Below are 13118 nucleotides of genomic sequence, written 5' to 3'. Positions count from 1 at the left end.
GGACCCATGAGCAACGGCATCACCATCCGGGCCCACACCCAGACCGAGCAGGGCGACGCCGCCCTCCAGGCCCTCTCGGACACGCTCGCCGCGAGCCTGGGCGCCGCGATCACCGACCGGGCGCTCACCTTCGGCGAGCTGACCCTGATCGTCGAGGGCTCCGAGATCCTGCGGGTGCTCACGCACCTGCGCGACGATCCCTCCTGCGCCTTCTCGACCTTCATCGACATCTGCGGCGCCGACTATCCGGGCCGCGCCAAGCGCTTCGACGTCGTCTACCACCTGCTCTCGATGCGCCATAACCGGCGCATCCGCGTGAAGGTGCAGACCGACGAGCGCACCCCGGTCCCCTCCGCCATCCCGGTCTTCCCGGCCGCCAACTGGTTCGAGCGCGAGACCTACGACCTTTACGGCATCCTGTTCTCGGGCCATCCAGACCTGCGCCGGCTGCTCACCGATTACGGCTTCGAGGGCCATCCCCTCCGCAAGGACTTCCCGCTCACCGGCTTCGTCGAGGTCCGCTACGACCAGGACGAGGCCCGGGTGGTCTACGAGCCCGTGCGACTGACGCAGGAATTCCGCAACTTCGACTTCCTGTCCCCCTGGGAGGGCACCGACTACGTGCTCCCGGGCGACGAGAAGGCCGACAAGGCACCGGCGAAAGGCTGAGCCGACATGGGCGAGCACAGCATCCGCAACTTCTCGATCAACTTCGGCCCGCAGCACCCGGCGGCGCACGGCGTGCTGCGCCTGGTGCTGGAGCTCGACGGCGAGGTGGTCGAGCGCGTCGACCCGCATATCGGCCTCCTGCACCGCGGCACCGAGAAGCTGATCGAGGTCAAGACCTACCTCCAGGCGACGCCCTATTTCGACCGGCTCGACTACGTCGCGCCGATGAACCAGGAGCACGCCTTCTGCCTCGCGGTCGAGCGGATGCTCGGGATCGAGGTGCCGCGCCGTGCCAAGCTGATCCGCACGCTCTACTGCGAGATCGGCCGGCTCCTGTCGCACCTCCTCAACGTCACCACGCAGGCGATGGACGTCGGCGCCCTCACGCCCCCGCTCTGGGGCTTCGAGGAGCGCGAGAAGCTGATGATCTTCTACGAGCGCGCCTCGGGGGCTCGTCTCCACGCCAACTACTTCCGGCCAGGCGGCGTCCACCAGGACCTGCCGCCGAGCCTGATCGACGACATTGAGGCGTTCTGCGAGACCTTCCCGCAGGTGGTCGACGACCTCGACAACCTCGTGATGGCCAACCGCATCTTCAAGCAGCGCAACGTCGACATCGGCATCGTCACCGTCGAGGAGGCCCTGGCCTGGGGCTTCTCGGGCGTGATGGTGCGCGGCTCCGGCATCCCGTGGGACCTGCGCAAGTCGCAGCCCTACGAGGCCTATGCCGAGATGGAGTTCGACATCCCCGTGGGGAAGAACGGCGACACCTACGATCGCCAGGTCATCCGCATGGAGGAGATGCGCCAGTCGGTTCGCATCATGAAGCAGTGCATCGCCAAGCTGCGCGAGCCGGCCGGCCAGGGGCCGATCGCCACGCAGGACGGCAAGGTCGCGCCGCCGCCGCGGCGCGAGATGAAGCGCTCGATGGAGGCGCTCATCCACCACTTCAAGCTCTACACCGAGGGCTTCCACGTCCCGGCCGGCGAGGTCTACGCCGCGGTCGAGGCGCCCAAGGGCGAGTTCGGCGTCTACCTCGTGGCCGACGGCACCAACAAGCCGTATCGCTGCAAGATCCGCGCTCCGGGCTTCGCCCACCTCCAGGCGATGGACTGGATGTGCCGCGGGCACCTGCTGGCGGACGTGTCGTGCATCCTCGGCACGCTCGACATCGTGTTCGGCGAGGTGGATCGGTGAGGGGGCTCGCGCCCGCACCCGCCCCCGTCGGACACGTTTGAGACATGGACGTTTGAGACATGGCCAACCGCAGATTAGCCCCCGTTTCCGAGCAGCCCGAGAGCTTCGCGTTCACGCCTGAGAACGCCGAGTGGGCCAAGGGGCAGATCGCCAAGTACCCGGAGGGGCGCCAGGCCTCGGCGGTGATCCCGCTGCTGTGGAAGGCGCAGGAGCAGAACGGCGGCTGGCTGCCGCAGAAGGCGATCGAGGCGGTGGCCGACCAGCTCGGCATGCCGCATATCCGCGTGCTGGAGGTCGCGACCTTCTACACGATGTTCGCCCTCGAGCCGGTCGGCCGCTACTGGATCCAGGTCTGCGGTACCCCCCCCTGCGACGTCTGCGGTGCCCGCGAGCTGAAGAAGTACCTGCACGAGCGGCTCGGCCCGTCCGGCCATGTGAGCCCGGACGGCAACTTCTCCTGGCTCGAGGTCGAGTGCCTGGGCGCGTGCTGCAACGCCCCGATGGCGCAGATCAACCACGATTACTTCGAGGACCTCACGCCTGAGTCCCTCGGCAAGCTGATGGACGACCTCGCGGCCGGACGGCCGGTGAAGGTCGGCTCCCAGATCGGCCGCACCTCCTCCGAGCCCAAGGACGCGGTCTCGACCCTCCAGGACGAGATGCTGTTCGACGGCTCGCGCGTCGGCGCCTGGCGCAAGCGCTTCGAGGAGGAGGGGCTGAAGGAGACCGGCGCCGACGCGACCGGCGAGAAGGCCCGCACCGACGCGTCGGCCGCCGAGAATCCGAAGGCCGCCCGTCCCGATGCCGGCCGCGCCACCGAGAGCAAGGCCGCTGCCGCTCCGGCGCAGGCCCAGGCTCCGGCCGGCGTCGAGCCGAAATCCGACAAGGGCGAGGTGACGCCGGACCGCACCACGGTGGCGGTCCCCCGCACCGGGCCCGAGACCGTCGGCGCGCCCCAGAGCGGCCGCTCCTACACCATGACCCCGGTGAAGCCCGAGGAGGGCCGTCCGGTGGCGGCGCCCAAGGGCACGACGCCGGAGGCCGGCGCCGAGCCGGCGACGGCCGCGGGGAAGACCGACGGGTCGCAGGCCAAGCCCATCGGCCTGACCAACGCCGACAAGGCCGCCGACAAGGGTCCGCCCGGCCCTAAGGCGAAGCCGTAATCTCGACCATGATGTCCCTTTTCACAGCAGGCCTGTAGGACGATCGCCATGCTCGCCGATCAGGATCGGATCTTCACCAACCTCTATGGTCTCCACTCCCCCGGCCTCGAGGCCGCGAAGAAACGCGGCGCGTGGGACGGCACCAAGTTCCTGCTGCAGCAGGGCCGGGACTGGATCATCGAGGAGATGAAGAAATCGGGCCTGCGCGGCCGCGGCGGCGCCGGCTTCCCCACCGGCCTGAAGTGGTCCTTCATGCCGAAGAAGTCGGACGGCCGGCCGCACTACCTCGTGGTCAACGCCGACGAGTCGGAGCCGGGCACCTGCAAGGACCGGGAGATCATGCGGCACGATCCGCATCTCCTGATCGAGGGCTGCATGCTGGCCTGCTTCGCCATGGGCGCGCATGCCTGCTACATCTACATCCGCGGCGAGTACGTCGCCGAGAAGCACGCGCTCCAGCGCGCGGTGGACGAGGCCTACGCGGCCCGCCTCGTCGGCGAGAGCAACGTCCACGACTACCCCTTCGACATCTACGTCCACCACGGCGCCGGCGCCTACATCTGCGGCGAGGAGACGGCGCTGATCGAGAGCCTCGAGGGCAAGAAGGGGATGCCGCGGCTGAAGCCGCCGTTCCCGGCCAATATGGGCCTCTACGGCTGCCCGACGACGGTCAACAACGTCGAGTCGATCGCGGTGGCGGGCACCATCCTGCGCCGTGGCGGCGCCTGGTTCGCCGGCCTCGGCCGCCCGGGCAACACCGGCACCAAGCTGTTCTGCGTCTCGGGCCACGTCAACAAGCCCTGCAACGTCGAGGAAGAGCTCGGGATCACCTTCCGCGAGCTGATCGACCGGCATTGCGGCGGCATGCGCGGCGGCTGGGACAACCTGCTCTGCTCGATCCCCGGCGGCTCCTCGGTGCCGCTGGTGCCGGCCGCCGAGATCATCGACGCGCCGATGGACTTCGACACGCTCAAGAACCTGAAGTCGGGTCTCGGCACCGCCGCCGTGATGGTGTTCGACAAGTCGACCGACATGGTCGCGACGATCGCCCGCATCGCGTACTTCTACAAGCACGAGTCCTGCGGCCAGTGCACCCCATGCCGCGAGGGCACCGGCTGGATGTGGCGCGTGATGCTGCGCATGGCGGAAGGCCGGGCGCAGAAGCGCGAGATCGACATGCTGCTCGACGTGACGAAGCAGATCGAGGGCCACACGATCTGCGCGCTCGGCGACGCCGCCGCCTGGCCGATCCAGGGCCTGATCCGGCACTTCCGCCCCGAGATCGAGAAGCGGATCGACCGCTACACCGCCAACCCGCATCCGACCCCGGTGCCGATGGCGGCGGAGTGAGGCGGTGCCCCGTCTCACCCACCCTGGATCGTATCAACGGTTCGCCGGCCTGACGCGCGGAGACGTGCGCGCCGCGGGCCTCGCCCGAGAGTTGACCGCATGACCAAGATTCTCGTCGACGGCATCGAGGTCGATGTCCCGCCGGACTACACCCTGCTCCAGGCCTGCGAGGTCGCGGGTGCGGAGATCCCCCGCTTCTGCTTCCACGAGCGGCTGTCGATCGCCGGCAATTGCCGCATGTGCCTGGTGGAGCTGAAGGGCGCGCCGAAGCCCGTCGCCTCCTGCGCCTGGGCCGTGCGCGACTGCCGCCCGGGCCCGAACGGCGAGCCGCCGGCGGTGTCGACCAAGTCGGCCCTGACCAAGAAGGCCCGCGAGGGGGTGATGGAGTTCCTCCTCATCAATCACCCGCTCGATTGCCCGATCTGCGACCAGGGCGGCCACTGCGACCTGCAGGACCAGGCGATGGCCTACGGCGTCGACTCGACCCGCTACGGCGAGAACAAGCGCGCCGTCGAGGAGAAGTACATCGGCCCGCTGGTGCGGACCGCGATGAACCGCTGCATCCACTGCACCCGCTGCGTCCGCTTCCTGGCGGAGGTGGCCGGCGTGCCGGATCTCGGCGCCATCGGCCGCGGCGAGGACATGGAGATCACCTCCTACCTCGAGCGCGCGATGGAATCGGAACTGCAGGGCAACGTCGCCGACCTCTGCCCGGTCGGCGCGCTGGTCCACAAGCCGCAATCCTACAACGTCCGCCCCTGGGAGCTGAACAAGACCGAATCCGTCGACGTGATGGATGCGGTCGGCTCGGCGATCCGCGTCGACACCCGCGGCCGCGAGGTGATGCAGATCGAGCCGCGGGTGAACGAGGCGATCAACGAGGAGTGGATCTCCGACAAGACCCGCCACGTCGTCGACGGCCTGCGCCTGCAGCGCCTCGACCGGCCCTACCTGCGCGAGAACGGCCGCCTGCGCCCGGCCTCCTGGGCCGAGGCCTTCGGGGCGATCGCGGCGAAGCTCAAGGGCGCCGATCCGAAGCGCGTCGGCGCGATCGTCGGTGACCTCGCGGGCGCGGAAGAGATCTTCGCGCTCAAGACCCTGATGGGCGCGCTCAAGGTCCAGAACCTCGATTGCCGCCAGGACGGCGCGATGATCGATCCGGCCTGGGGCCGGGCCGCCTACACCTTCGGGCCGGGCATCGCCGGCATCGAGCAGGCGGACGCGATCCTGATCGTCGGCGCCAACCCGCGCACCGAGGCCTCGCTGCTGAACGCCCGCATCCGCAAGCGCTGGCGGCTCGCGCCGATCCAGATCGGCGTGATCGGCGAGGACGCGGACCTCACCTATCCCCACACCTATCTCGGCGCCGGTCCCGAGACCCTGGCCGAGGTGGCCTCGGGCCGTCACAGCTTCGCGGAAGCCTTCAAGGCCGCCGAGCGGCCCCTGGTCATCGTCGGCCAGGTTGCGCTCGCCCGTCCGGACGGTGCGGCGCTCCTCGCGGCGGTCGCCAAGCTGGTCCAGGGCCTCGGTGCCAAGGCCGAGGGCTGGAACGGGCTGGGCGTGCTGCAGAACGCGGCGTCCCGCGTCGGCGCCCTCGATCTCGGCTTCGTGCCGGGGGAGGGCGGGCTGAGCTTCGCCGAGATGGTCGAGGCCGGCGCGCTCGACGTGCTGTTCAACCTCGGCGCCGACGAGGTCGAGGTCGGTCCTGGCGCCTTCGTGATCTACCAGGGCACCCACGGCGACAAGGGCGCCCACCGCGCCGACGTGATCCTGCCGGGCGCGGCCTATACCGAGAAGTCGGCGACCTACGTCAACCTCGAGGGCCGGGTCCAGCTCGCCAACCGCGCCGCCTTTCCGCCGGGCGACGCCCGCGAGGACTGGGCGATCCTGCGCGCCCTCTCGGACGTGCTCGGCCACCGGCTGCCGTTCGACTCGCTGAACGCGCTGCGCAAGGCACTCTACGCCGCGCATCCGCACTTCGCCGGCATCGACCAGGTCGCCCCGACCGACGGCGCCGCGGCGCTGACGACACTGGCGGGTCTCGCCGGCGAGCCCGGCCGCGAGGCGTTCCGCCCCGCGGTGGCGGATTTCTATCTTACCAACCCGATCGCCCGCGCCTCGCGGGTGCTCGCCGAGTGCTCGGGTCTCGCCCGCGGGCGGGCCCTCGAAGCGGCGGAATGAGGAGCACCGACCGATGACCGTCTGGGAGGTGCTGGGCACCGTCCTCCTCGTGGCCCTGAAGAGCGTGGCGCTGCTGGTGGCGCTGCTCGTCTTCATCGCCTACGCGCTGCTCGCCGACCGCAAGATCTGGGCGGCCGTGCAGCTGCGCCGCGGCCCGAACGTGGTCGGGCCCTGGGGCCTGTTCCAATCCTTCGCCGACCTCCTGAAGTTCGTGCTGAAGGAGCCGGTGATCCCGGCGGGCGCCAACAAGAGCCTCTTCCTGCTGGCGCCGCTGATCTTCGCCACCCTGGCGCTCGCGTCCTGGGCGGTGATCCCGCTGGCCGACGGATGGCCGATCGCCGACATCAACGTCGGCATCATCTACATCTTCGCGATCTCGTCGCTCGGCGTCTACGGCGTCATCATGGGCGGCTGGGCCTCGAACTCGAAATACGCCTTCCTGGGTGCGCTCCGCTCGGCGGCCCAGATGGTGTCCTACGAGGTCTCGCTCGGCTTCGTGATCGTCACGGTGCTGATGTGCGCCGGCTCGCTCAACCTGTCGCAGATCGTGCGGGCGCAGGACACCTCGCTCGGCATCCTCGGCTGGTACTGGCTCTGGCTCTTCCCGATGTTCGTGGTGTTCTTCATCTCGGCGCTCGCCGAGACGAACCGCCCGCCCTTCGACCTGCCGGAAGCCGAATCCGAGCTCGTCGCCGGCTACATGGTGGAATACTCCTCCACCCCGTACCTGCTGTTCATGCTCGGCGAGTACGTCGCCATCGTCACGATGTGCGCGCTCGGCACGATCCTGTTCATGGGCGGCTGGCTCTCCCCGATCCCGTTCGCGCCCTTCACCTGGGTGCCGGGCCTGATCTGGTTCGCGCTCAAGGCCAGCTTCCTGTTCTTCATGATCGCCATGGTGAAGGCCATGGTGCCGCGCTACCGCTACGACCAGCTCATGCGGCTGGGCTGGAAGGTGTTCCTTCCGCTCTCCCTCGTCATGGTGTTCGTCGTCGCCTTCGTCCTCAAGCTGACCGGCCTGGCGCCGGTCTCCTGAAGCCCCCCGTCGGAGAACGAGCCATGAAGCTCGACCAGGTCGCCCGCGGCCTGCTGTTGAAGGAGTTCGTCACCGGGTTCGCCCTGGCGATGCGCTACTTCTTCAAGCCCAAGGCGACGATCAACTACCCCTTCGAGATGGGCCATCGCGGCCCGCGCTTCCGCGGCGAGCACGCCCTGCGGCGCTACCCCAACGGGGAAGAGCGCTGCATCGCCTGCAAGCTGTGCGAGGCGGTGTGCCCGGCCCAGGCCATCACCATCGAGGCGGGTCCGCGCCGCAACGACGGCACCCGGCGCACCACCCGCTACGACATCGACATGGTAAAGTGCATCTATTGCGGCATGTGCCAAGAGGCCTGCCCGGTGGACGCCATCGTCGAGGGGCCGAACTTCGAGTTCTCGGTCGAGACCCGCGAGGAGCTGCTCTACGACAAGGAGAAGCTGCTCGCGAACGGCGACCGCTGGGAGCGCGAGATCGCCCGCAACATCGCGGCGGACGCGCCCTACCGCTGAGCGCGGGCCGGGGAGGGTGGGAGCGCCCTCCCTCGAGGACAGGGGAGGGCGGCGATCCTTCCCCATCGACGCCACATTCGCCGCTCCCCCGGTTGTGCGCCGCGGGAGCGGGTTCTATAGACGAGCCGCCGGCACGCTCCGGGGGTCGGGCAGGAGGCCGCCGCCAGGCGGCATGAATTCAGCGCATGACCGCAGCCGCCGCCTTCTTCTATCTGTTCGCCGCGATCACCGTCGCCTCCGGCTTCATGGTGATCGCCTCGCGCAACCCCGTCGTCTCGGTGCTCTTCCTCATTCTCGCCTTCGTGAACGCCTCCGGGCTGTTCGTGCTGATGGGGGCGGAGTTCCTGGCCATGCTCCTGGTCGTGGTCTATGTCGGCGCCGTCGCGGTGCTGTTCCTGTTCGTCGTCATGATGCTCGACGTCGACTTCGCGGCGATGCGCCAGGGCTTCCAGGACTACCTGCCGGTCGGCGGCATGATCGGGGCGGTCTTCCTGGTCGAGCTGCTCCTCGTGGTCGGCTCCTGGGCGATCGATCCGGGTCTCGTCCACGGCCCGCTGGCGGTGTCGCCGGGCTCCGAGACGGTGACCAACACGCAGGCCCTCGGCCTCGTTCTGTACACCAACTACTTTTTCTTCTTCCAGATCGCCGGCCTGATCCTGCTGGTCGCGATGATCGGCGCGATCGTGCTGACCCTGCGCGACCGCCCGGGCGTCAAGCGCCAGGACATCGCGATCCAGAACGCCCGCACCCAGGCCAGCGCCGTCGAGGTCCGCCAGGTCCCGACCGGGCAGGGCGTCGAGGTCTGACGGGCCGGCCCGGGGCCGGACGAGTTCGTGCGGGGCTGCCCCAAGCCTCGCGATGGTGATGGCAAGAGCGGCGGGGCATGTGCCCCGCGACACGAAGGCGGCCGCCCGCGGCCGAGAGGCACGATGATCGGTTTGAGCCATTACCTGACGGTCGCCGCGATCCTGTTCACCCTCGGGGTGCTCGGCATCTTCATCAACCGCAAGAACATCATCGTGATCCTGATGTCGGTCGAGCTGATCCTGCTCGCGGTGAACATCAACCTGGTGGCGTTCTCGACCCATCTCGGCGACATCGTCGGCCAGGTCTTCGCCCTGTTCGTGCTGACGGTCGCCGCCGCGGAGGCCGCGATCGGCCTCGCCATCCTGGTGGTGTTCTTCCGCAACCGTGGGTCGATCGCCGTCGAGGACGTCAACATGATGAAGGGCTGACGCGGCTCGCCCGAGCCCGCACGCCCTTTCCCCCAGAACCAGCGCCACAGCGGCAACCGCCACGCGAGGCCGGGACCCGAGCATGTACCACGCGATCGTCTTCCTGCCCCTGATCGGCTTTCTCATCGCCGGTCTGTTCGGGCGCCGCATCGGCCCGCGGGCCAGCGAGGTGGTGACCACCGGCATCCTCGTCTTCGTGGCGCTCCTGTCCTGGGTCGCCTTCTTCGAGGTGACCGGCGGGCACGGCCACGGCGCCACCAAGGTCCATGTTGCGACCTGGTTCACCGCCGGCGACCTCGTGGTCGACTGGGCGTTCCGGGCCGACACGCTGACCGCGATCATGCTGGTGGTTGTCAACAGCGTCTCGGCGCTCGTCCACCTCTACTCGATGGGCTACATGCACGAGGACCCGCACCGGCCGCGGTTCTTCGCCTACCTGTCGCTCTTCACCTTCGCCATGCTGATGCTGGTGACGTCGGACAACCTCGTCCAGATGTTCTTCGGCTGGGAGGGCGTCGGCCTCGCCTCGTACCTGCTGATCGGCTTCTGGTACGAGAAGCCCTCGGCCAACGCCGCCGCCATGAAGGCGTTCATCGTCAACCGCGTCGGCGATTTCGGGTTCTCGCTCGGCATCTTCCTCTGCTTCGTCCTGTTCGGCGCGATCTCGTACGACGCGATCTTCGCCAAGGTGCCGGAGCTCAAGGACGCGACCTTCCACCTGCTCGGCTACGACTGGAACGCCCTGACCATCTGCTGCTTGCTGCTGTTCATGGGCGCGATGGGCAAATCGGCGCAGTTCCTGCTGCACACCTGGCTGCCGGACGCGATGGAGGGCCCGACCCCGGTCTCGGCTCTCATCCACGCCGCCACCATGGTGACCGCCGGCGTCTTCATGGTCGCCCGCCTGTCGCCGCTCTTCGACGCGGCGCCGAACGCGCTCATCGTCGTCACGGTGATCGGCGGCATCACGGCCTTCTTCGCCGCCACCGTCGGCCTGGTGCAGAACGACATCAAGCGGGTCATCGCCTACTCGACCTGCTCGCAGCTCGGCTACATGTTCGTCGCCCTCGGCGTCGGCGCCTACGCGGCGGGCGTGTTCCACCTCTTCACCCACGCCTTCTTCAAGGCGCTGCTGTTCCTCGGCGCCGGCTCGGTCATCCATGCGATGCACCACGAGCAGGACATGCGGAACATGGGCGACCTGCGTCGCTACATCCCCTTCACCACCGCCATGATGGCGATCGGGACGCTCGCGCTGATCGGCTTCCCGTTCACCGCCGGCTTCTACTCGAAGGACGCCATCATCGAGGCGGCCTACGTCTCGACCCGGCCGGGCCACACCCTGGCCTTCCTGGCGACCGTCATCGCCGCCTTCATGACCTCGTTCTACTCCTGGCGCCTGTTCTTCTTGACCTTCGAGGGCCGGGCCCGCTGGCAGAACGCGCACGGCCACGGCCATGACGACCACCACGCCGACGCGCATCATGCGGTCGCGCATGCCCCGGTCGCGCATGCCCAAGTCGCCCAGGCCTCGGCTCAGGCCGACGGCGCGCCGGGCCACCACGAGGGCGTTGCCCACGACGACAAGGGCCACGACGTCGAGCCGGCCTCGCACTCGGCGATCGAGCACCACGATCACCACGCCCACACCCCGCACGAGAGCCCCAAGGTGATGACGATCCCGCTGGCGATCCTCGCCCTGGGAGCGCTCTTCGCCGGCCTGGTGTTCAAGAACCGCTTCATCGGCGAGGGCATGGACGAGTTCTGGAAGGGCGCGCTCGCGCACGGCCCCGACAACCACATCATGCACGACATCCACAACGCGCCGGCCTGGGTGCAGCACTCGCCCTTCGTGATGCTGGTGCTGGGCTTCCTGCTCGCCTTCTGGATGTACATCCGCCGGCCGGAGCTGCCGCACCAGCTGGCCCAGAACCAGCCGCTGCTTTACCGCTTCCTGCTCAACAAGTGGTACGTCGACGAGATCTACGACCGGCTGTTCGTCCGCCCGGCCAAGGGCTTCGGCGAGTTCCTGTGGAAGGTCGGCGACGGCCGGATCATCGACGGGATGGGCCCGAACGGCATCGCCGCCCGCGTCGTCGACGTCACCCGCGGGGTGGTCCGCCTGCAGACCGGCTACGTCTACCACTACGCTTTCGTGATGCTGGTCGGCGTCGCGGCCCTGGTGAGCTGGTACCTCATCACCGGCGTCTCCGCGGCCACCCACTGACCTGACCGGAGAACAGAGACTCATGCTCGGCCTCGGGATCCTCTCCGGCCTCCTCGTCCTGCCCCTCGTCGGCGCCGCGTTCATCCTGACGCTGCGCGGCGACGAGGAGTCGGTCCGCCGCAACGCCCGCTGGGCGGCGCTCATCGCGACGCTCGCCACCTTCCTGCTCTCGCTCGTCGCCTGGGGGCGCTACGATACCGCGACCTCGCAGTTCCAGCTCGTCGAGACCCATGCCTGGCTGACCGACACGATCCGGTTCAAACTCGGCGTCGACGGCTTCTCGATGCCGCTGGTGCTGCTCACCACCTTCCTGATGCCGTTCTGCATCGGCGCCTCCTGGCTCTCGATCGAGCACCGGGTGAAGGAGTACTTCGTCGCGTTCCTGGTCCTCGAGACCACGATGATCGGCGTGTTCTGCGCCCTCGACCTGGTGCTGTTCTATCTGTTCTTCGAGGCCGGCCTGATCCCGATGTTCCTGATCATCGGCATCTGGGGCGGCAAGCGACGGATCTATGCGTCGTTCAAGTTCTTCCTCTACACCCTGCTCGGCTCGGTGCTGATGCTGCTCGCCATCATGGCGATGTACTGGCAGGCCGGCACGACCGACATCCCGACCCTGCTGCAGACCCGCTTCCCGGCGAACATGCAGATCTGGCTCTGGCTCGCCTTCTTCGCCTCCTTCGCGGTGAAGATGCCGATGTGGCCGGTCCATACCTGGCTCCCCGACGCCCACGTCGAGGCGCCGACCGCCGGCTCGGTGATCCTGGCGGGCATCCTCCTGAAGATGGGCGGCTACGGCTTCATCCGGGTCTCGCTGCCGATGTTCCCGGACGCCTCCCATTACTTCGCTCCGATGGTCTACACGCTCTCGGTCGTGGCGATCATCTACACCTCGCTGGTCGCGCTGGTGCAGACGGACATCAAGAAGCTCATCGCCTACTCGTCGGTGGCGCATATGGGTTTCGTCACGCTCGGTCTGTTCACGCTCAACGAGCAGGGCATCCAGGGCGCCCTGTTCCTGATGATCTCGCACGGCATCGTCTCGGGCGCACTGTTCCTCTGCGTCGGCGTCATCTACGACCGGATGCACACCCGTGAGATCTCGGCCTACGGCGGCCTGGTGAAGCGGATGCCGCTCTACGCGGTCGCCATGATGGTGTTCACGATGGCCAATGTCGGCCTGCCGGGCACCTCGGGCTTCGTCGGCGAATTCCTGGCCATGATGGGCGCCTTCCGGGCCAACCCGATGGTCTCGTTCTTCTCGGTCTTCGGCATCATCCTGTCGGCGGCCTACGCCCTGTGGCTGTTCGCCCGGGTGGTCTACGGCAAGCTCGAGAAGCCGAGCCTGCAGGGGATCACCGACCTCGACCGCCGCGAGATGCTGATCCTCGCCCCGCTCGTGGTGCTGACGATCTATTACGGCGTCCATCCCGGCCCGATCCTCGACGTCTTCGCGCCTTCGACCGACGCGCTGATGCAGGGGATGCGCGCCGCCCTCTCCACGACCCAGACCGCTGCCGCGGCTCTGCCGGTCCCGCACTGAGTTTT

General features: G+C 68.4%; 11 protein-coding genes. All 11 read left to right on the top strand.

Annotation, left to right across the window (positions count from 1 at the left end; translation table 11 throughout):
• Positions 1-6: 6 nt before the first annotated feature.
• The 11 genes from V3T34_RS04165 to V3T34_RS04115 all read left to right on the top strand — a co-directional run bounded on the left by V3T34_RS04165 (position 7) and on the right by V3T34_RS04115 (position 13113).
• Positions 7-669 (top strand): NADH-quinone oxidoreductase subunit C, encoded by a 663-nt coding sequence (locus tag V3T34_RS04165; protein ID WP_091886117.1) that lies wholly within the window; start codon positions 7-9, stop codon positions 667-669.
• A 6-nt stretch (positions 670-675) separates the two neighbouring features.
• A complete protein-coding gene (locus V3T34_RS04160) occupies positions 676-1866 on the top strand; it encodes an NADH-quinone oxidoreductase subunit D (protein ID WP_048425439.1) in 1191 nt (396 codons plus the stop codon).
• Positions 1867-1925: 59 nt separating this feature from the next.
• A complete protein-coding gene (gene nuoE, locus V3T34_RS04155; RefSeq protein ID WP_305077446.1) occupies positions 1926-3029 on the top strand; it encodes an NADH-quinone oxidoreductase subunit NuoE in 1104 nt (367 codons plus the stop codon).
• Positions 3030-3077: 48 nt separating this feature from the next.
• The gene (gene nuoF / locus V3T34_RS04150; RefSeq protein WP_048425441.1) at positions 3078-4379 is read left to right on the top strand and encodes an NADH-quinone oxidoreductase subunit NuoF; all 1302 of its coding nucleotides are present in this window, start codon (positions 3078-3080) and stop codon (positions 4377-4379) included.
• Positions 4380-4478: 99 nt separating this feature from the next.
• On the top strand, positions 4479-6560 hold the full coding sequence (nuoG, locus tag V3T34_RS04145) for an NADH-quinone oxidoreductase subunit NuoG (protein ID WP_305077447.1): 2082 nt from the start codon (positions 4479-4481) through the stop codon (positions 6558-6560).
• 13 nt (positions 6561-6573) lie between these two features.
• Positions 6574-7596: an NADH-quinone oxidoreductase subunit NuoH gene (nuoH, locus tag V3T34_RS04140; protein WP_060845607.1), complete on the top strand. Its 1023-nt coding sequence runs from the start codon at positions 6574-6576 to the stop codon at positions 7594-7596.
• Positions 7597-7619: 23 nt separating this feature from the next.
• Positions 7620-8108, top strand: coding sequence for an NADH-quinone oxidoreductase subunit NuoI (gene nuoI / locus V3T34_RS04135; protein WP_048425444.1), 489 nt, complete (start codon positions 7620-7622; stop codon positions 8106-8108).
• 185 nt (positions 8109-8293) lie between these two features.
• Positions 8294-8914 carry an NADH-quinone oxidoreductase subunit J gene (locus V3T34_RS04130; RefSeq protein WP_060845608.1) on the top strand — a complete coding sequence of 207 codons (621 nt, stop codon included), beginning with the start codon at positions 8294-8296 and terminating at the stop codon, positions 8912-8914.
• Positions 8915-9037: 123 nt separating this feature from the next.
• A complete protein-coding gene (gene nuoK, locus V3T34_RS04125; RefSeq protein ID WP_048425446.1) occupies positions 9038-9343 on the top strand; it encodes an NADH-quinone oxidoreductase subunit NuoK in 306 nt (101 codons plus the stop codon).
• 82 nt (positions 9344-9425) lie between these two features.
• Complete coding sequence (nuoL, locus tag V3T34_RS04120) at positions 9426-11570, top strand: NADH-quinone oxidoreductase subunit L (protein ID WP_305077448.1); 2145 nt, start codon at positions 9426-9428, stop codon at positions 11568-11570.
• Positions 11571-11592: 22 nt separating this feature from the next.
• A complete protein-coding gene (locus V3T34_RS04115) occupies positions 11593-13113 on the top strand; it encodes an NADH-quinone oxidoreductase subunit M (protein WP_305077449.1) in 1521 nt (506 codons plus the stop codon).
• Positions 13114-13118 lie beyond the last annotated feature (5 nt).

Source organism: Methylobacterium ajmalii (genome assembly GCF_036448855.1).
Lineage (GTDB): Bacteria > Pseudomonadota > Alphaproteobacteria > Rhizobiales > Beijerinckiaceae > Methylobacterium > Methylobacterium ajmalii.
This window is presented reverse-complemented; position numbering and strand designations above follow the sequence as displayed.